Below are 19361 nucleotides of genomic sequence, written 5' to 3' on the forward strand. Positions count from 1 at the left end.
CGTGCGGCTAAAGTGCATCAAACTGGCAGGGTTCAAATCCTTTGTCGACCCGACCACGGTGAACTTCCCCAGTAACATGGCGGCAGTGGTCGGGCCCAATGGTTGCGGCAAGTCGAACATCATCGACGCCGTGCGTTGGGTGATGGGCGAGAGTTCGGCCAAGAACCTGCGCGGCGAGTCGATGACCGACGTCATCTTCAACGGCTCGACCAGCCGTAAACCGGTGAGTCAGGCGAGCATCGAGCTGGTGTTCGATAACTCCGACGGCACCCTGCTCGGCGAATACGCGGCCTACGCGGAAATTTCCATTCGTCGCAAAGTGACCCGCGACAGCCAGACCACTTACTACCTCAACGGCACCAAGTGCCGCCGTCGCGATATCACCGATATCTTTCTGGGTACAGGCCTGGGCCCGCGCAGCTATTCGATTATCGAGCAGGGGATGATCTCCAAGCTGATCGAGTCCAAGCCGGAAGATTTGCGCAACTTCATTGAAGAAGCGGCAGGCATCTCCAAGTACAAGGAGCGCCGGCGCGAGACTGAAAACCGCATCCGCCGCACCCACGAGAACCTGGCCCGCTTGACCGACCTGCGCGAAGAACTCGAGCGTCAGCTTGAACGCTTGTACCGCCAGGCCGAGGCCGCGAAGAAGTATCAGGAATACAAGGGCGAGGAGCGTCAGCTCAAGGCCCAGCTGTCGGCTCTGCGCTGGCAGGCGTTGAATGAACAGGTCGGTCAGCGCGAAGCAATCATCGGCAATCAGGAAGTCACCTTCGAAGCGCTGGTCGCCGAGCAGCGCAATGCCGATGCAGCTATCGAACGCTTGCGTGACGGGCACCACGACCTGTCCGAACGCTTCAATCTGGTGCAGGGGCGCTTCTATTCGGTCGGCGGCGACATCGCCCGGGTCGAGCAGAGTATTCAGCACGGTCAGCAGCGTTTGCGCCAATTGCAGGACGACCTGAAAGAAGCCGAACGCGCACGTCTGGAAACCGAATCTCACCTGGGTCACGACCGCACCTTGCTGCTGACGCTGGGCGAAGAGCTGGACATGCTCACCCCCGAACAGGAAGTCACCAGCGCCGCCGCCGAAGAGGCCGCCGCCGCGCTGGAAGACTCCGAAACCACCATGCACGCCTGGCAAGAGCAGTGGGACACCTTCAACCTGACGGCCGCCGAGCCGCGTCGCCAATCCGAAGTTCAGCAGTCGCGGATCCAGCAGCTGGAAACCAGCATGGAGCGCCTGGCCGATCGTCAAAAGCGTCTCGGCGAAGAGCGAGCGTTGCTCTCGGCAGACCCGGAAGACGCGGCGATCATGGAACTCAGCGAGCAATTGGCCGCGAGTGAAGCGACGCTGGAAGATTTACAGGCCAGTGAAGAAGCCCAGGTCGAACGCCTTGAGCAACTGCGTCAGGAATTGCAATTAGCGCTGCAAAATCAGCAACAGGCTCAGGGCGATTTGCAGCGTCTGAATGGTCGCCTCGCCTCCCTTGAAGCCTTGCAGCAAGCCGCTCTCGATCCCGGCACGGGCACCGCTGAATGGCTGCGCGAACAGCATTTGGCGGACCGTCCACGTCTGGCCGAAGGCCTGAAAGTCGAGGCAGGTTGGGAGCTGGCGGTGGAAACCGTGCTCGGCGCCGACCTGCAAGCGGTGTTGGTGGATGACTTCGGCGATTTCGATCTGGCCGGTTTTGCCCAGGGCGATTTGCGTTTGCTCAGCCCCGCCAGTGATGGCGTGCGCGTGCCCGGCAGCTTGCTCGATAAAGTTGAAGCGCAGATCGATCTGGCGCCATGGTTGGGGCAGGTTAAACCGGTCGACAGCCTCGAACAGGCTTTGGCCTTGCGTGGTCAATTGGCTGCTGGTGAGAGTCTGATCAGTCGCGATGGTTACTGGGTCGGTCGACACTTTTTGCGCGTGCGCCGGGCCAGCGAAGCGGAAAGCGGTGTGCTCGCTCGTGGTCAGGAAATCCAGCGTCTGGGCCTTGAGCGCGAAGAGCGCGAAGCCACGGTTGAAACCCTGGAAACCCAACTTCAGAATCTCAGGGCGCAGCAGCGTCAGCAGGAAAACGGTCGCGAACATCTGCGCCGTCTGCTGCAAGACGAAGCGCGTCAGCAAGGTGAGTTGAAAGCTCAATTGTCCGCCGGCAAAGCCAAGGCCGAACAACTGACCTTGCGCCGTACACGACTGGACGAAGAACTCACCGAATTGGCTGAGCAACGCGCTCTGGAACACGAAAATATCGGCGAGGCGCGTCTGCAATTGCAGGAAGCCCTCGACAGCATGGCGCTGGACACCGAGCAGCGCGAGTTGCTGCTGGCCCAGCGCGACAGCTTGCGCGAGCGACTTGATCGGGTGCGGCAGGAAGCCCGGCAGCACAAGGATCATGCGCATCAACTGGCAGTGCGTCTGGGTTCGCTCAAGGCCCAGCACGACTCGACGCGTCAGGCGCTGGAGCGTCTGGAAATGCAGTCCGAGCGCCTGACCGAGAAGCGCGAACAGCTGAGTCTCAACCTGGAGGAGGGCGAGGCGCCGCTGGAAGAGTTGCGCCTCAAACTTGAAGAGTTGCTCGACAAGCGCATGACCGTCGACGAAGAACTCAAGACTGCGCAGATCGCTCTGGAAGACGCCGACCGTGAACTGCGCGACGCGGAAAAACGTCGCAACCAGGCCGAGCAGCAATCGCAGTTGATTCGTGGGCAGATGGAAACCCAGCGCATGGAATGGCAAGCCCTGACCGTGCGCCGCAAGACGCTCGAAGATCAGTTGCTCGAAGACGGCTACGATCTGCATGGCGTGCTCGCCACGCTGACGGCTGAAGCCAATGAAAAGGACGCCGAAGAAGAGCTCGAGCGCATTGCCGCGCGGATTCAGCGTCTCGGTGCGATCAACCTGGCGGCCATCGACGAATACCAGCAACAATCCGAGCGTAAACGTTATCTGGATGCGCAGAACGACGATCTGGTCGAGGCGCTGGATACGCTCGAAAACGTGATTCGCAAGATCGACAAGGAAACCCGAAACCGTTTCAAAGATACCTTTGATCAGATCAATGGCGGTTTACAGGCCCTTTTCCCAAAAGTTTTCGGTGGAGGCCGCGCGTATTTGGAACTGACGGGCGAAGATCTACTCGATACAGGGGTAACGATCATGGCGCAGCCGCCAGGAAAGAAGAACAGCACCATCCATTTGCTCTCCGGTGGCGAAAAAGCCCTGACGGCCCTGGCTCTGGTTTTTGCCATCTTCAAGTTGAATCCGGCGCCGTTCTGCATGCTCGATGAAGTTGACGCGCCATTGGATGACGCTAACGTTGGACGCTACGCACGGCTGGTCAAAGAGATGTCGCAGACGGTGCAGTTCATCTATATCACCCACAACAAGATCGCCATGGAAATGGCCGAGCAACTGATGGGGGTGACGATGCACGAGCCGGGTTGTTCGCGTCTGGTGGCAGTGGATGTCGAGGAGGCGATGGCGATGGTGGATGCCTGAGTCGGCGCTTGTAGGAGAGGTATTTTTGAGTTGTAGGACTTATTTACCTGTCCTGACTTGCTGGCCAATCGACATATTCGCGCAAGCCGTTGTGACAGACGGTGTAAAGTTGCCTTTGGTCGTGCTAGTTTAATGTCAATTTTTCGTATACGTGGGCAAAACGCCTGTCAGAACATAGAGTTGGCGCCACGTTTTAAAGCGGTTTACGAGTTGTAAACCTCTTATTTTTCAGCATTTTTTATAGAGGCACGGGATTACATGGAAATCGGTCTGCGCGAGTGGCTGATCGTCATCGGCATTATTGTCATTGCCGGTATTCTTTTCGATGGCTGGCGTCGCATGCGCGGCGGCAAGGGGAAACTGAAATTCCGTCTCGACCGAAGTTTGTCCAACTTGCCGGACGAGGACACCAGCGCCGAGCTGTTGGGCCCGCCCCGTGTGCTGGATACGCATAAAGAGCCGCAACTGGACGAGCACGATCTGCCGTCGGTGAGCATGCCTGCTCGTGAGCCGCGTGAGTCGGGTTCCAAGCGCGGCAAGCGTGGCCATGGCGAGCCTTCGCAAGGCGACATGAACCTCAGTCTGGATCTGGACGGCGGCCCGAGCTTCAGCAGCCGTGACGACGATTTTCCGGATGACACCAAGGCTTCGAGTTCGACCAGCGACAAGGAACAACCGCAAGCCGAAGAAGTGCTGGTGATCAGCGTGATCTGCCGCGACGCTGCCGGCTTCAAAGGCCCGGCGCTGTTGCAGAACATTCTGGAAAGCGGTCTGCGTTTCGGCGAGATGGACATTTTCCACCGCCACGAAAGCATGGCCGGCAACGGCGAAGTCCTGTTCTCGATGGCCAATGCGGTCAAGCCGGGCGTCTTCGATCTGGACGACATCGACCACTTCAGCACACCGGCAGTGAGCTTCTTCCTCGGTCTGCCAGGCCCGCGTCATCCGAAGCAAGCCTTCGACGTGATGGTGGCCGCGGCGCGTAAACTGTCCCAGGAGCTGAACGGCGAACTGAAAGACGACCAGCGCAGCGTTCTGACTGCCCAGACGATCGAGCATTACCGTCAGCGCATCGTTGAGTTCGAACGTCGCGCCTTGACCCAGAAGCGTTGATTCAAAAGGTTGTTGCCGCGCCGCGCGCGGGACGATCAGCAAAATAGATTGAGCAGCCTCGGCTGCTCTTTTGCTTTATGAGAGAACACCCATGACCGCCGCCAAAAACCGCATTCTAGAGCTGCGTGCTGAGCTGGATCAGCACAACTATCGCTACCACGTGCTGGACGAGCCGAGCATTCCGGACGCCGAATACGATCGGTTGTTCCACGAGCTCAAGGCCCTCGAAGCGGCCCATCCCGAACTGATCACCAGCGACTCGCCAACCCAGCGCGTCGGCAGTGCGGCACTGTCGGCGTTCACTCAGGTGCGTCACGAAGTGCCGATGCTCAGCCTCGGCAACGCCTTCGAAGAAACCGACATGCGCGAGTTCGATCGCCGGGTAACGGAAGGTCTCGACCTGCCGGTTGGCGACTTGTTCGGCGGCGGCGCGGTCGTGGAATACAGCTGCGAACCCAAGCTTGATGGCCTGGCGGTCAGCTTGCTGTATCAGGACGGCGTGCTGGTGCGCGGCGCGACTCGCGGCGACGGCACCACCGGCGAAGACATCAGCGTCAACGTGCGTACCGTGCGCAACATTCCGCTCAAGCTGCACGGTACCGGCTGGCCAGCGACCCTGGAAGTACGCGGCGAAGTGTTCATGTCCAAGGCCGGATTCGAACGACTCAACGCCACGCAGCTGGAAGTCGGCGGCAAGACCTTCGCTAACCCGCGCAACGCGGCGGCCGGCAGCTTGCGCCAGCTCGATTCGAAGATCACCGCCAACCGTCCGCTGGAGTTCTGCTGCTATGGCATCGGTCAGATTTCGACCGACATTGCTGATACGCACATTGGCAATCTCAAGCAACTCAAGGCTTGGGGCATGCCGATCAGTCATGAGCTGAAACTGGCTCACGGCATCGTTGAATGCCTGGATTATTACCGTGACATCGGTGAGCGCCGAAATTCGCTGCCCTACGAAATTGACGGCGTGGTGTTCAAGGTCAACAGCATTGCCTCTCAGCGTGAGCTGGGCTTCCGTGCTCGTGAACCGCGCTGGGCGATCGCGCATAAATTCCCGGCGATGGAAGAACTCACTGAATTGCTCGACGTGGAATTCCAGGTCGGTCGTACCGGTGCGGTGACGCCCGTGGCGCGCTTGAAACCGGTCAAGGTGGCCGGCGTGACCGTGGCCAATGCGACGCTGCACAACATGGACGAAGTGGCGCGTCTGGGTCTGATGATCGGCGACACCGTGATCATCCGCCGCGCAGGCGACGTGATTCCGCAAGTGGTGCAGGTGGTCATGGAGCGTCGCCCGGAAACCGCGCGAGCCGTGCAGATTCCTGAGAAGTGCCCAGTCTGCGGCTCGCATGTCGAGCGCACGCAACTGGTCAAGCGCAGCAAAGGTCGCGAGACCGTCAGCGAAGGCGCGGTGTACCGCTGCGTCGGTCGTCTGGCCTGCGGTGCGCAACTCAAGCAGGCAATCATTCACTTCGTCTCCCGTCGCGCCATGGACATCGAAGGCCTGGGTGAGAAGAGCGTCGAGCAGTTGGTGGATGAAGGTCTGGTGAATTCGCCAGCCGATCTTTTCGCCCTGACGTTCGAGCAGATCGTTGACCTCGAAGGTTTTGCCGAACTGTCGAGCAAGAACCTGCTCAGCGCCATCGAAGACAGCAAGAAGCCGAGCCTGGCGCGCTTCATCTACGCCCTCGGGATTCCCGATGTCGGCGAAGAGACGGCGAAGGTGCTGGCGCGTTCTCTCGGCTCGCTGGAGCGGGTTCAGCAGGCGTTGCCGCAAGTGCTCACGTATTTGCCGGATGTCGGCCTGGAAGTGGCTCACGAGATTCACAGTTTCTTTGAAGATGCGCATAACCAGCAGGTGATCAAGGATCTGCTCAAGCACGGCCTGCAGATTCAGGATCAGGGCGAGTTGGGCGCCGAGTTTGCTGCCAGTACTACGTTGGGTGGCTTCCTCGACAAGCTGCACATTCCTTCGGTGGGGCCGGGTGGGGCGCAGAAGCTGGCGGACAAGTTTGGTTCGCTTGAAGGGGTTTTCAACGCCGACTGGCTGGATATGCGTCAGGCGCTGCCGGAGAAGCAGGCTACTTCGGTTCGGGAGTTCTTTGCGGTTGCGCAACATCGTCAAATTGCTGAAGCCGCCGAGAAACAGCTGCGTGATTTCGGCATGCACTGGCAGAGCGAGAAGAAAGTCGTTGAAGGCTTGCCGCTGGCCGGGCAGACCTGGGTGCTGACCGGTTCGCTGGAGTTGATGAGCCGCGACATCGCCAAAGACAAACTTGAAAGCCTCGGTGCCAAGGTGGCGGGCTCGGTATCGGCCAAGACCCATTGTGTGGTCGCTGGGCCGGGTGCAGGTTCCAAACTGGCGAAGGCCAATGAGCTGGGGTTGAAGGTTCTGGATGAAGAGGCTTTTGTCGAGTTTCTGAGTAAGCACAATATTTCGGTGTGATGCCATTCGCGAGCAAGCCCGCTCCCACATTTAACCCGGTTCTCCCAAAGGAATGCGGTCGAATGTGGGAGCGGGCTTGCTCGCGAAGGCGATAGTTGCCGTTGCGCTAAAAGCGGGAACGATCTTCGCGCGGCAATGATCTAGTCTTGGCAAGACTCAGGGAGAGATCGTCATGTACCGCTTCTTCGAACAGCTCAGCTCACGCATCGCCGCGCCCTTCATCGGCGAAAGCTCGCGTAACAGCAAGGTCTGGCAGTGCCGCTGCGGGCAGTCGCTGTTTTTTCGCAACAGCCAGTGCCTGGCGTGTTCGGCGGCGTTGGGTTATCAACCTGAGCAGAGTCGTCTATCGTCGCTGCAGCCCGGCGTGCAGGCTGATACCTGGTTGCTCGACGCCGATCCCGAGACCGGTGTCTTTCGCCGCTGCGCCAACCTCGATTCCCCAGCCGCTTGCAATTGGCTGTTGCCCGCCAATGACCACAATGCGTTATGCATCGCCTGTAGCCTGAACCACACCATCCCCGACCTGTCGATTGCCGAAAACCACGAACGCTGGCGCAAGGTCGAAACGGCCAAGCGGCGTCTGGTCGCACAGTTGGTCAGCCTGGGTTTACAAGTGATTCCCAAAACCGTGGACGAAGAGACGGGGCTGGCTTTCGATTTCATCGGTGTCGACCTCGAAGGCAAACCGCCGACCACTGGTCACGCCAACGGTCTGATCACCCTCGATATCAAAGAAGCCGACGACGCTCATCGCGAGCAAATTCGGGTGCAGATGCACGAACCTTATCGCACGCTGCTCGGGCATTTTCGTCATGAAGTCGGGCATTACTACTGGGATCGGCTGATCGCCAACAGCCATTGGCTGGAACCGTTCCGCGGCCTGTTCGGCGACGAGCGCGCCAGCTATGCCGATGCCCTCGAGCGGCATTACCAGCAAGGCGCACCGCTCGACTGGCAGCAACATTGCGTCAGCGCCTACGCGACCATGCATCCGTGGGAGGATTGGGCCGAAACCTGGGCTCACTACCTGCACATGATGGACGCGGTGGATACGGCATTGGGGTTCGGGATGAGTGCCAGGGAGATGGACTTCGACTATCAGCCGTTTCCCCCAAGCACCCTCTACGATCCACAGCATCCCGGCGGGGCGGCGTTCCTGTCGTTCGTCAATGCGTGGATCGAACTGGCTGGCATGCTTAATGAGTTGTCGCGCAGCATGGGGCAGCCGGATTTCTATCCGTTCGTCCTGCCGCCGGCAGTGATCGCCAAGTTGCACTTCATCCACCTGGTGATCCAGCAAGAGGGCGGCCGGGCGGATGAGGTGTTGCAGGGGTAGGCGCTACCGCAGGCTGCGATCTTTTCCAGGGCTCTGCATGTCCTTGAAGCAGCACATATTTTTTAATCCGCCCGAACGGTTGTAACTTCGTCTCAGATAGGTACAATGGCGCGGCTCGCCGTCAGGCGGGCGTCGTTATGGTGACCCCATCGGTCCCCCCGCAACGATTACCCGTGAACCTGGTCAGATCCGGAAGGAAGCAGCCACAGCGGGAACATTGTGTGCCGGGGTGTGGCTGGTGGGGTTGCCTCCATAACGCACCGCGAGTCCTCTCTCGCGTTATCTGTCTAAAAAATACATTCTTGTTGCTCTGCCACGGATCTTGTCCAGGGCGGTGTTTTTTCGTTCCCGGTTTTCCGAGCGAACACATAAAAGGAGGCCTAGCTGTCGAATGCGACAGCTCGGCCTCCTTTTTTATTTCTGGCGCTAAGGCTTGGACAAGGCCTGGTCAACCGCTGCAATCAGCTTTCCCAGATCCTTCGGGGTGGCTTTATGTATGACACCGAACAGATACGCCCGCTGTTCATCTTCATCGCCTAAATCTGCGAAAAAGGCTTTCAGCTTCACACCCAGCACATCGGCAAACAGGAACAAGGCTTCCACGCTGGGGGTGTAGGTGCCGGTTTCGAAGCGGCTGATGGTTTTGGGGTCAAAACCGGTTTTTTCACCGAGTTCAGCCTGAGTAAGCCCAGCGACCTTGCGGTAGCGCCGAATGGCCGCACCCAAACTTGAAATTTGCATCGCTTAATTCCCATTTAGAATCAAGAACTTAACGATAGATCTTTGCATTAGACAACTGCATGATCCATCACCTTGCTTTGCAAAATGTGATGCATTTCGTAGAATTGCCGCTCAAAATGGGCATTTGGGGCCTTTAAGGTTAGTTGATCTCTGCTGTCAGGAGGCCATCAAACACTGTTCATGGAGTGATATCGTGTTGCTGCGCATTACCTGTAAAAACACCTCTTCCGGGCATTCTGCGCTGGTCGAGCGGTATCACCGCTAGCCAAAGCGAGCCTGACTCATGGATGAGAAATACCGCAGGGCCGTGGATGCCGCCGCGATTTTTTCCGAGACCGATCTGAGCGGCCGGATCACCCACGTCAACGATCAGTTCTGTGCCGTGTCCGGCTATAGCCGCGAAGAACTGCTCGGACAGAATCATCGTCTCCTCAACTCGGGTCTGCACTCCGCCGATTTCTTCGCAGCTATGTGGCGCACCATCGCCTTGGGCAAGGTCTGGAAAGGCGAGATTTGTAATCGCGCCAAGGACGGCAGCCTGTATTGGGTCGACAGCACCATGGTGCCGGTGCTCGATAATGCCACCGGGCGGATTGACCGTTATCTTTCGATTCGTTTCGACATCAGCGAAAAACACCAATTGCTGCATTCACTGCAATGGCGGGTGGGGCATGACGTGCTGACCGGGCTGCCAAATCGCGCGTTCCTCTCGGATTTGCTGGATCAGGCGCTGGAGTTCTCCCGTCACGAAAACATCCCGCTGGCGGTATGCATGCTCGACCTCGACGGCTTCAAGGCGGTCAACGATGGCTACGGGCATGCCAGTGGCGATCTGCTGTTGGTCGAGGTGGCCAAGCGTTTGCGCACCATTGTGCGCGGTGAAGATGTGGTGGCACGTTTGGCCGGTGACGAGTTTGTGCTGGTATTGCGTTACGTGCGGGATCTGCCGGAGCTGCGTGCGGCGTTGAACCGGGTGCTCGGCGCCATTTCGGCGCCGTACTCGTTGCATGGCAAGAGCATCAATGTGTTTGCCAGTATCGGCGTCACCCTGTTCCCCCACGACAATCAAGATGCCGAAACCTTGTTGCGTCATGCCGATCAGGCCATGTATGTGGCGAAACAAAGCGGTCGCAATCGTTTCCATTTGTTCGACGTGTCCCGGGATCAGGAGGTCAAGGCCACTCACCAGACGGTCGCGCGAGTGCGCCAGGCGCTGGCTGCCGGTGAGTTGCGTGTGCATTTCCAGCCCAAGGTGAACATGCGTCGTGGCGAGGTTGTCGGCTTCGAGGCGTTGTTACGTTGGGAGCATCCGCAACACGGCATGGTGCCGGCCCGGGAGTTTTTGCCGCTGGTGGAAGAAACGGACCTGATCATCGACATTGGTGAATGGGTGATGGATCAGGTCCTGTCGCAGTTGCACCATTGGCAGCAAGCGGGGCGGGGCTGGCCGGTCAGCATTAATATTGCGGCACGACATTTTCAGCGCGCGGATTTCGTCGACCGGCTCAAACACGTGCTCGCCCGGCATGCCCAGGTGGCCCCGCAGATGCTCGATCTGGAAATCGTCGAGTCGGTGGCGATCGAGAACATTCAGCATGTCAGTGTCTGTTTACAGGCCTGTCAGGCGCTGGGGGTGCAGTTTTCACTGGGGGACTTCGGCACCGGTTATTCGTCCCTGAGCTACCTCAAGCGTTTGCAAACCCAAACCATCAAGATCGACAAGTCGTTCGTACGCGACATCCTTAATGATCGTGATGATCTGGCCCTGACCATGGCGGTCATTGGCCTGGCTCGGGCCTTTGGTCGGCAGGTGATCGCCGAAGGGCTGGAAAGTATCGAGCACGGTGAATTGCTGCTGCGCCTGGGCTGCGAAGTTGCTCAAGGCCATTTCATTGCCCGACCGATGCCGCCCGCAGAGGTGGCGGGCTGGGTCGAGGGTTTTGTCGCACCGCCGCAATGGCAGGTGCTGGATCAGGTTGTCTGAAGTTTTGTGATCGACACCGCTCCCACATGGGTTCGGTGTTGATCAGAGGAATCGCTTAGGGTGTGCTGGGCTCCGAACCAATGTAGAGCCGGATAATGTCGTCGATTTCCCCGGACATTTTCATTTGCACCAAGGTGCGCAAAATGCGCTCCACGGGCACCTTGGGATCGTTGCGGATATAGCAGCCGACACTCTGTTCCTGCAAAACCGCCACGCCTTGCAGTTGCCGGCCAGGCAGCAGGCGCTGATTGAACCAGTCCAGCGTCCATTGATTGCTCACGGCGTAGTGATAGCGTCCGGCCAGGAGTTTTTCCAGCACCTGTTCCTGGTTGCGCGCGTCTTCGCGATGCAGTCGGTCGGCGTCGAACAGCGGTTGCAGGGTCGGGTAGCTGTAGCCGAGTACCGTTCCGATGGATTGTCGCGACAAGTCCGCAGGCGTCACTGAGGTCAGCGGATCTGCCCGGCTGATCAGCATGTCGCGCTGAAACCAGAGTGGAATGCTCCAGATGTAATCCCCGGACTGATTCGGCTGCCAGGACTGCGCCGCATAGCAGCGGATATCGACTTCGCCGTGCTCCATGGCGTTTTGCACTCGCGTGCGAGGCAGCACGTGAAATTCGGCCGGCACGCCGACCTGGGTCGCGAGGCTGACCATCACGTCGTGCAGGATGCCTTGGGTGGGGCGGCCGCGTTCCAGTTGCACCATCGGCATCGCCCAACTGTCAGGCACCACGAAGCGCAATGGCGGCTCGGCGCCAGCGACATTCAGGCTGATCAACAGCAGTGCCCCCAAGACCCGCCGCATAAACGCTCCGGTGCTGATAAAACCCGAGCCGATAAAAGCCCCCCAAAGACCATCTTAGCCAGATTAGACGAGCGCACCGGATGCAATTTTGGCCTTGCTCCGATAGCATTAGCCGCTTCTGTTCCTTCGTTGCGACGGTTTTCGATGAGTTATCAGGTTCTTGCACGTAAATGGCGTCCGCGCTCGTTCCGCGAAATGGTCGGCCAGACCCATGTGCTCAAGGCTCTGATCAATGCCTTGGACAGCCAGCGGCTGCACCACGCCTATCTGTTTACCGGTACCCGCGGGGTCGGCAAGACCACCATCGCGCGGATCATCGCCAAATGCCTGAACTGTGAAACAGGTATCACTTCAACGCCTTGCGGCGAATGTTCGGTGTGCCGCGAGATCGATGAGGGCCGCTTTGTCGACCTGATCGAGATCGACGCCGCGAGCCGGACCAAGGTCGAAGACACCCGCGAACTGCTCGATAACGTGCAGTACGCGCCGAGCCGCGGGCGCTTCAAGGTCTACCTGATCGACGAAGTGCACATGCTCTCCAGCCATTCCTTCAATGCGCTGTTGAAAACCCTTGAAGAGCCGCCGCCCTACGTCAAGTTCATCCTGGCGACCACCGATCCGCAGAAACTTCCTGCAACCATTCTTTCGCGGTGCCTGCAGTTCTCTCTGAAGAACATGACGCCGGAGCGTGTGGTCGAGCATTTGACCCATGTGCTGGGTGTCGAGAACGTGCCGTTCGAAGATGATGCACTGTGGCTGCTGGGCCGTGCTGCCGACGGTTCGATGCGCGACGCCATGAGCCTGACTGACCAGGCGATTGCCTTCGGTGAAGGCAAAGTCATGGCCGCCGACGTACGGGCGATGCTCGGCACGCTCGATCACGGTCAGGTCTACGACGTTCTGCATGCGCTGATCGAAGGCGACGCCAAGGCCTTGCTCGAAGCCGTCCGTCATCTGGCCGAACAAGGCCCGGACTGGAACGGCGTGCTCTCGGAAATTCTCAACGTGCTGCACCGTGTCGCCATCGCCCAGGCCCTGCCTGAAGGCGTCGACAACGGTCATGGCGACCGTGACCGGGTGCTGGCACTGGCCCAGGCCTTGCCGGCAGAAGACGTGCAGTTTTATTACCAGATGGGCCTGATCGGTCGCCGCGACTTGCCGCTGGCGCCTGACCCGCGCGGTGGCTTCGAAATGGTCTTGCTGCGGATGCTCGCGTTCCGCCCGGCAGACACCGCGGACGCTCCGAGGCAACCGCTAAAGCCAGTGGGGATCAGCCAGGCCACAGTTGATTCCGCAAATTCAGTGGCTGCCGCGCCCGTTGTTGCGCCGGTAGTCGCTGCGGCAGTTGCACCCGTCGCGCCTGCGCCGGTGGTTGCTCCAGTGCAAGCGCCCGAGCCTGAACCGGTTGCGCCCGTCGTTGCGCCCGAGCCTGTCGTTGAGGCGGTAGCGGTCGAAGCCGTCGTCGATTTGCCCTGGAACGACCCGATAGAACCCGAAGTCGTTCAGCAACCCGCCGTCGAGCCGGTGCTGGAAATCGCCAGCGAACAACCCGAATTGGCGCCGATGCCATTGCCGCCCCCCGACAGCGTGGTACCGGATGCACCGGAGTGGGCCGCTGCGCCGATTCCGGAGCCGTCGGTGGCCGAAGTCGATGCCGCCACTCCGGGCATGGACCTGGACGACGAGCCGCCGCTGGACGAGGACTACATCGAGCCGGACATGGAATCGGCCTACAGCTACCTCGATGAACTGGCCAGCGAACACACCGCCGAGCCAGCGCCGGAAGCCGAACCTGAACCGGCCGCCATGCCGGCCACCGGTCTGGCGGCGCAATGGCTGGAGCTGTTCCCGAAACTGCCGATCTCCGGCATGACCGGCAGCATTGCCGCCAACTGCACGCTGATCGCCGTCGAGGGTGACAATTGGCTGATGCACCTGGACCCGGCCCACAGCGCGTTGTTCAACGCGACTCAACAGCGTCGCTTGAACGATGCGTTGAACCAGTTTCACGGGCGTACGCTGACTCTGCGCATGGAGTTGATCAAGCCCGAGCAGGAAACTCCGGCCCAGGCCGCGTCCCGTCGCCGCGCGAACCGTCAGCGCGAGGCCGAAGAGTCGATCCACGGTGATCCGTTCATCCAGCAAATGATGCAGCAGTTCGGTGCGGTGGTCCGTAACGATACTATTGAACCTGTCGAGACCCTGGTCACTCAGGGCTAATAACTGAAGGCGTTCGGCCGAAAGGGCCGGGCGCTGTTTTTATCCAAGTACTTTTGAGGTGATTCCCATGATGAAAGGTGGCATGGCCGGCCTGATGAAGCAGGCACAGCAGATGCAGGAAAAAATGGCCAAGATGCAGGAAGAACTGGCCAACGCCGAAGTCACCGGTAAAGCCGGTGGCGATATGGTCACTGTGGTGATGACCGGTCGTCACGACGTCAAGCGCGTGACCATCGATCCAAGCCTGGTCGAAGGCTTGAGCGAAGACGACAAAGAGATGCTGGAGGCTGTGTTCGCCGCCGCCGTCAACGATGCCGTGCGCAAGATCGAAGCCAACAGCCAGGACAAAATGTCCGGCATGACCGCTGGCATGCAACTGCCACCGGGTATGAAACTGCCATTCTGATTCGCTAAAGCGCTTCGGATGGGTTACAAAAAATGCCAGGCATCGCGCCTGGCATTTTTGTTTCTGGCAGGTAGACATGCGGTGCTTGTCAGACCGCCTTCGCGAGCAAGCCCGCTCCCACATTATTCGACCGAGTTCTAATGTGGGAGCGGGCTTGCTCGCGAAGAAGTCGACTCGGTCCTGCTGAAGTAACATCGAACGCGACACCTGCATAAAGGTCTGCTCTCCATACCGCCGAATTCATCGATCAGAAGGAGAAGCTCACATGCCACAAGCATTGACCCTCAACCAACGTATCGTCCTGGCATCCCGCCCGGTAGGCGCGCCGACGCCGGAGGATTTCCGCCTGGAGCGCGTTGCCCTGCCGGACCTGGCCGACGGTCAGGTGCTGCTAAAGACTCTTTACCTGTCACTCGATTCCTACATGCGCGGACGCATGAGCGACGCGCCGTCCTACGCCGCACCGGTTGAAATCGGCGAGGTGATGACCGGTGGCGCTGTCAGCCGGGTCGAGCGCTCGCTGAATCCGAAGTTTCAAGAAGGTGATGTGGTGGTCGGTTCTACCGGTTGGCAGAGCCACAGCATCAGCGACGGTCGCGACATCATTCCGGTGCCGTCCGGGCTACCGAGCCCATCAATGGCGCTGGGCGTGTTGGGTATGCCCGGCATGACTGCGTATATGGGGCTGATGGATATCGGCCAGCCCAAGGCCGGCGAAACCCTGGTGGTTGCGGCTGCATCCGGCGCCGTGGGTTCGGTGGTCGGCCAGGTGGCGAAGATCAAGGGCTTGCGCGTGGTCGGTGTGGCCGGTGGCGCGGACAAGTGTCGTTATGTGGTCGATGAGCTGGGTTTTGATGCCTGCATCGATCACAAGAGCCCGAACTTCGCCGATGAATTGGCCAAGGCGTGCTCCGAGGGCATCGACATCTATTACGAAAATGTCGGCGGCAAGGTGTTCGATGCCGTGCTGCCATTGCTCAATCCCAAGGCGCGAATCCCCCTCTGCGGTCTGATCGCGTCCTACAACGCTCACGAAGCACCGACCGGCCCGGATCGTCTGCCGCAATTGCAGCGCACGCTACTGACCAAACGTGTGCGAATCCAGGGCTTCATCGTGTTCGACGACTACGGTGATCGTCAGCCGGAATTCGTCAGCGCCATGGCGCCGTGGGTGCGCGACGGCAAGGTGAAGTTCCGTGAAGACGTGATCGATGGCCTGGAGCAGGCACCTGAAGCGTTCATCGGTCTGCTGGAAGGACGCAACTTCGGCAAACTGGTTGTGCGGGTCGCGCAGGACTGAGTAATTGACGCTAAACAGAGGCGCGGGTATAAACCGCGTCTCGTTGTTTTGTCGGACTTTTCCCCATGAGCTTCAGCCCTTTGATTCGCCAACTGATCGACGCCCTGCGAATTTTGCCAGGTGTGGGTCAGAAAACTGCCCAACGCATGGCGTTGCAGCTGCTCGAGCGTGATCGCAGCGGCGGCTCGCGATTGGCCCTGGCACTGAGCCAGGCCATGGAAGGGGTGGGTCATTGCCGGTTGTGCCGCACGCTGACCGAAGACGACCTCTGCCCGCAATGCGCCGATACCCGTCGCGACGACACCTTGCTCTGCGTGGTGGAAGGGCCAATGGACGTCTACGCGGTGGAGCAGACCGGCTTCCGTGGTCGCTACTTTGTGCTCAAGGGCCATCTGTCGCCACTCGACGGACTCGGGCCTGAGGCCATCGGTATTCCGCAACTGCTGGCGCGGATCGAAGAGGCGGGCACGTTCACTGAAGTCATTCTCGCGACCAACCCGACCGTGGAAGGTGAAGCCACGGCGCACTACATCGCCCAGTTGCTCAGCAACAAAGGCCTGATCGCCTCGCGCATCGCCCACGGCGTGCCATTGGGTGGCGAGCTGGAGCTGGTGGACGGCGGGACGTTGGCGCATTCGTTTGCCGGGCGTAAGCCTATTGCCTTGTAGTGCTTGAACTGACGCCTTCGCGAGCAAGCCCGTTCCCACATTTGATTTGTATACGCTGGAGATCAAATGTGGGAGCGGGCTTGCTCGCGAATGGCGCGCCTCGGTCTCCCTGATTCACACCAGCCTCTTGAAAACCAAGCAAGCGCTCGGTAAGTTCGCTGAACCTTCAGTGGAGCTCGCCGATGCCTGCCTTTCAGGAATACTTCGACCCCAGCCACCAATTGGTCCGCGACAGCGTCAGACGCTTCGTCGAGCGCGAGATCTTGCCGGACATCGACCAGTGGGAAGAAGCCGAAAGCTTTCCCCGCGAGCTCTACCTCAAGGCCGGCGCGGCGGGGATTCTGGGGATCGGTTATCCCGAAGCCCTGGGTGGCAGCCATGAAGGTGATCTGTTCGCCAAGGTCGCCGCCAGCGAAGAGCTGATGCGCTGTGGTTCCGGCGGCTTGGTGGCGGGGCTCGGCTCGCTGGACATCGGCCTGCCGCCGATCCTCAAGTGGGCCAGGGCTGAAGTCCGCGATCGCGTTGTGCCGCAAGTGCTTGCCGGCGAGAAGATCAGCGCCCTGGCCGTGACCGAGCCCAGCGGTGGCTCCGACGTCGCCAACCTGCAAACCCGCGCCGTGCTTGACGGCGACTTCTACCGGGTCAGCGGCAGTAAAACCTTTATCACCAGCGGCGTCCGCGCGGATTTCTACACCGTCGCGGTGCGTACCGGTGCACCGGGATTCGCTGGCATCAGCCTGCTGTTGATCGAGAAGGGCACGCCCGGTTTTACGGTCGGCCGTCAGTTGAAGAAAATGGGTTGGTGGGCGTCGGACACTGCCGAACTGTTCTTCGACGATTGCCGGGTGCCGGTAGGCAATCTGATTGGTGCTGAAAACATGGGCTTTGCCTGCATCATGGGCAACTTCCAGAGCGAGCGCCTGGCGCTGGCGTTAATGGCCAACATGACCGCGCAACTGGCGCTGGAAGAGAGTCTGAAATGGGCTCGTCAGCGTGAAGCCTTCGGTAAACCCATCGGCAAGTTTCAGGTGCTCAAGCATCGCCTTGCTGAAATGGCGACGGCGCTGGAGGTGTCACGGGAGTTCACCTACCGCCAAGCGGCGAAAATGGCGGCGGGGCAGAGTGTGATCAAGGAGATTTCCATGGCCAAGAATTTTGCGACTGACACGGCTGATCGGATTACCACGGATGCGGTGCAGATTTTGGGTGGCCTCGGTTATATGCGCGAGAGCCTGGTGGAGCGGCTGTATCGCGATAACCGGATCTTGTCGATCGGCGGCGGTACGCGAGAAGTGATGAACGAGATCATCAGCAAGCAGATGGGGCTCTAACAGACATTGAGATAGGTGGTGCTGCCATTCGCGAGCAAGCCCGCTCCCACATTTAATCAAGTTGTCCAGGCGGACGCGGTTCTAATGTGGGAGCGGGCTTGCTCGCGAAGGCGTCGGTGCAGACGCCGCGTTACTTATCAGACAATGCAAACTGCGTCAGGCAGAACGTCGGAATCCCCATATCTTCCAAACGCTGCGATCCGCCCAACTCTGGCAAATCAATGATCGCCGCCGCTTCATGAACCCGCGCGCCCATGCGCCGAACCAGGTTCGCCGCCGCAATCAGCGTCCCGCCCGTGGCGATCAGGTCATCGAACATCACCACCGAATCGCCCTCGCACAGGCTGTCGGCGTGGACTTCGAGGAAGGCTTCGCCGTATTCGGTCGCATAACCCTCGGCCAGTACGTCGGCCGGCAGTTTGCCTTGCTTGCGGAACAGCACCAGCGGCTTGTTCAGCTGATAGGCCAGGACCGAACCGATCAGAAAGCCGCGAGCGTCCATCGCACCGATGTGGGTGAAATCAGCCTCGACATAACGATGGGCGAAGCTGTCCATCACCAGGCGCAGGGCCGTGGGCGACTGGAACAGTGGGGTAATATCGCGAAAGATCACGCCCGGCTTGGGAAAGTCGATCACAGGGCGGATGAGGGATTTGATGTCGAAGGAGTCGAAGACCATCGTCGGGTGTCCTGGCAGGCTGCAAACGACGCAGTATAACGGCGGCTGAACCGTTTCGCTCAGCCGCCATCGCCGAAATCAGCCGTCTAGCGAGCCGCCGGCCAGGGCGCAGAGCTGGATCGGGTCGAGGATATGGATTTCCTTGCCTTCAGCCGCAATCAGTTCGTTTTGCTGGAAGCGCGTAAACACCCGGGACACGGTTTCCACCGCCAGGCCCAGGTAATTGCCGATTTCGTTGCGCGACATGCTCAGGCGGAACTGGTTGGCCGAGAAGCCCCGGGCGCGGAAACGGGCTGACAGGTTGACCAGGAACGTGGCGATGCGCTCGTCGGCGGTTTTCTTCGACAGCAGCAACATCATTTGCTGATCGTCGCGAATCTCGCGACTCATCACGCGCATCAACTGACGGCGCAGCTGCGGCAGTTGCAGCGCCAGTTCGTCGAGGCGTTCGAAAGGGATTTCACACACCGATGTGGTTTCCATGGCTTGCGCCGAGACCGGGTGTTTTTCGGTGTCCATGCCCGACAGGCCGACCAGTTCGCTCGGCAGGTGGAAACCGGTGAGTTGTTCTTCGCCGCCATCGCTCAGGCTGAAGGTCTTCAGGGCGCCAGAGCGTACTGCATAAACGGAATCGAAGGTGTCGCCCTGGCGGAACAGGAATTCGCCCTTTTTCAGCGGGCGGCCACGTTTAACGATTTCGTCCAGCGCATCCATGTCTTCCAGATTCAAAGAAAGTGGCAAGCAGAGGGGAGCCAGGCTGCAATCCTTGCAATGGGCCTGACTATGAGCGCGCAGCTTTACTGGCTCGGACATTTCTTAAATCCTTGTGGGAAAACACA

General features: G+C 59.6%; 14 protein-coding genes and 1 other RNA gene. 11 read left to right on the forward strand and 4 right to left on the reverse strand.

Features of this window, described 5'->3' with window-relative positions:
* Position 1: 1 nt before the first annotated feature.
* The 5 genes from smc to ffs all read left to right on the forward strand — a co-directional run bounded on the left by smc (position 2) and on the right by ffs (position 8632).
* A complete protein-coding gene (gene smc, locus ACSQ87_RS10090) occupies positions 2 to 3490 on the forward strand; it encodes a chromosome segregation protein SMC (protein WP_223432127.1) in 3489 nt (1162 codons plus the stop codon).
* Between the two features lie 258 nt (positions 3491 to 3748).
* Positions 3749 to 4603: a cell division protein ZipA gene (gene zipA / locus ACSQ87_RS10095; RefSeq protein WP_056744244.1), complete on the forward strand. Its 855-nt coding sequence runs from the start codon at positions 3749 to 3751 to the stop codon at positions 4601 to 4603.
* Between the two features lie 91 nt (positions 4604 to 4694).
* A complete protein-coding gene (gene ligA, locus ACSQ87_RS10100) occupies positions 4695 to 7052 on the forward strand; it encodes an NAD-dependent DNA ligase LigA (RefSeq protein ID WP_223432126.1) in 2358 nt (785 codons plus the stop codon).
* Positions 7053 to 7224: 172 nt separating this feature from the next.
* Positions 7225 to 8388 (forward strand): zinc-binding metallopeptidase family protein, encoded by a 1164-nt coding sequence (locus tag ACSQ87_RS10105; RefSeq protein WP_223432125.1) that lies wholly within the window; start codon positions 7225 to 7227, stop codon positions 8386 to 8388.
* Positions 8389 to 8535: 147 nt separating this feature from the next.
* An RNA gene (gene ffs, locus ACSQ87_RS10110) (signal recognition particle sRNA small type) lies at positions 8536 to 8632 on the forward strand.
* A gap of 182 nt (positions 8633 to 8814) precedes the next feature.
* Here ffs and ACSQ87_RS10115 read toward each other — a convergent pair.
* Positions 8815 to 9129: a helix-turn-helix domain-containing protein gene (locus tag ACSQ87_RS10115; protein WP_008146799.1), complete on the reverse strand. Its 315-nt coding sequence runs from the start codon at positions 9127 to 9129 to the stop codon at positions 8815 to 8817.
* Positions 9130 to 9412: 283 nt separating this feature from the next.
* On the opposite strand from ACSQ87_RS10115, the gene ACSQ87_RS10120 reads away from it, so the two are divergent.
* Positions 9413 to 11113, forward strand: coding sequence for a putative bifunctional diguanylate cyclase/phosphodiesterase (locus ACSQ87_RS10120; RefSeq protein ID WP_223432124.1), 1701 nt, complete (start codon positions 9413 to 9415; stop codon positions 11111 to 11113).
* A gap of 55 nt (positions 11114 to 11168) precedes the next feature.
* Here the strand turns inward: ACSQ87_RS10120 and ACSQ87_RS10125 are convergent, their stop codons facing one another.
* Complete coding sequence (locus tag ACSQ87_RS10125) at positions 11169 to 11918, reverse strand: substrate-binding periplasmic protein (protein WP_223432123.1); 750 nt, start codon at positions 11916 to 11918, stop codon at positions 11169 to 11171.
* 144 nt (positions 11919 to 12062) lie between these two features.
* Between ACSQ87_RS10125 and dnaX the strand changes: the two genes are divergently transcribed.
* The 5 genes from dnaX (at position 12063) to ACSQ87_RS10150 (ending at position 17843) form a co-directional block, all read left to right on the forward strand.
* Positions 12063 to 14138 (forward strand): DNA polymerase III subunit gamma/tau, encoded by a 2076-nt coding sequence (gene dnaX / locus ACSQ87_RS10130; protein ID WP_223432122.1) that lies wholly within the window; start codon positions 12063 to 12065, stop codon positions 14136 to 14138.
* A gap of 67 nt (positions 14139 to 14205) precedes the next feature.
* Positions 14206 to 14544 carry a YbaB/EbfC family nucleoid-associated protein gene (locus ACSQ87_RS10135; protein ID WP_008028561.1) on the forward strand — a complete coding sequence of 113 codons (339 nt, stop codon included), beginning with the start codon at positions 14206 to 14208 and terminating at the stop codon, positions 14542 to 14544.
* A 265-nt stretch (positions 14545 to 14809) separates the two neighbouring features.
* Entirely contained in the window at positions 14810 to 15844 is a 1035-nt protein-coding gene (locus ACSQ87_RS10140) for an NADP-dependent oxidoreductase (protein ID WP_223432121.1), read from the forward strand.
* Between the two features lie 65 nt (positions 15845 to 15909).
* A complete protein-coding gene (recR, locus tag ACSQ87_RS10145) occupies positions 15910 to 16512 on the forward strand; it encodes a recombination mediator RecR (RefSeq protein ID WP_033055661.1) in 603 nt (200 codons plus the stop codon).
* Positions 16513 to 16694: 182 nt separating this feature from the next.
* Entirely contained in the window at positions 16695 to 17843 is a 1149-nt protein-coding gene (locus tag ACSQ87_RS10150) for an acyl-CoA dehydrogenase family protein (RefSeq protein ID WP_436273589.1), read from the forward strand.
* 130 nt (positions 17844 to 17973) lie between these two features.
* On the opposite strand, the gene ACSQ87_RS10155 is transcribed toward ACSQ87_RS10150, so the two are convergent.
* Both ACSQ87_RS10155 and fnr read right to left on the reverse strand, forming a co-directional pair.
* Complete coding sequence (locus ACSQ87_RS10155) at positions 17974 to 18522, reverse strand: adenine phosphoribosyltransferase (RefSeq protein WP_008146813.1); 549 nt, start codon at positions 18520 to 18522, stop codon at positions 17974 to 17976.
* Between the two features lie 78 nt (positions 18523 to 18600).
* Positions 18601 to 19335: a fumarate/nitrate reduction transcriptional regulator Fnr gene (fnr, locus tag ACSQ87_RS10160; RefSeq protein WP_046047868.1), complete on the reverse strand. Its 735-nt coding sequence runs from the start codon at positions 19333 to 19335 to the stop codon at positions 18601 to 18603.
* Positions 19336 to 19361 lie beyond the last annotated feature (26 nt).

Origin of the sequence: Pseudomonas sp. LjRoot277 (assembly GCF_964253845.1) — a bacterium.
Taxonomy (GTDB): Bacteria; Pseudomonadota; Gammaproteobacteria; order Pseudomonadales; family Pseudomonadaceae; genus Aquipseudomonas.

Coding starts and splice junctions, on each gene's coding strand:
- ACSQ87_RS10115 (WP_008146799.1), bottom strand. CDS start 9,129: ATGCAAATTTCAAGTTTGGGTGCGGCCATTCGGCGCTACCGCAAGGTC.
- dnaX (WP_223432122.1), top strand. CDS start 12,063: ATGAGTTATCAGGTTCTTGCACGTAAATGGCGTCCGCGCTCGTTCCGC.
- ACSQ87_RS10120 (WP_223432124.1), top strand. CDS start 9,413: ATGGATGAGAAATACCGCAGGGCCGTGGATGCCGCCGCGATTTTTTCC.
- recR (WP_033055661.1), top strand. CDS start 15,910: ATGAGCTTCAGCCCTTTGATTCGCCAACTGATCGACGCCCTGCGAATT.
- ACSQ87_RS10155 (WP_008146813.1), bottom strand. CDS start 18,522: ATGGTCTTCGACTCCTTCGACATCAAATCCCTCATCCGCCCTGTGATC.
- ACSQ87_RS10150 (WP_436273589.1), top strand. CDS start 16,695: ATGCCTGCCTTTCAGGAATACTTCGACCCCAGCCACCAATTGGTCCGC.
- fnr (WP_046047868.1), bottom strand. CDS start 19,335: ATGTCCGAGCCAGTAAAGCTGCGCGCTCATAGTCAGGCCCATTGCAAG.
- ACSQ87_RS10105 (WP_223432125.1), top strand. CDS start 7,225: ATGTACCGCTTCTTCGAACAGCTCAGCTCACGCATCGCCGCGCCCTTC.
- ACSQ87_RS10140 (WP_223432121.1), top strand. CDS start 14,810: ATGCCACAAGCATTGACCCTCAACCAACGTATCGTCCTGGCATCCCGC.
- ACSQ87_RS10135 (WP_008028561.1), top strand. CDS start 14,206: ATGATGAAAGGTGGCATGGCCGGCCTGATGAAGCAGGCACAGCAGATG.
- zipA (WP_056744244.1), top strand. CDS start 3,749: ATGGAAATCGGTCTGCGCGAGTGGCTGATCGTCATCGGCATTATTGTC.
- ACSQ87_RS10125 (WP_223432123.1), bottom strand. CDS start 11,918: ATGCGGCGGGTCTTGGGGGCACTGCTGTTGATCAGCCTGAATGTCGCT.
- ligA (WP_223432126.1), top strand. CDS start 4,695: ATGACCGCCGCCAAAAACCGCATTCTAGAGCTGCGTGCTGAGCTGGAT.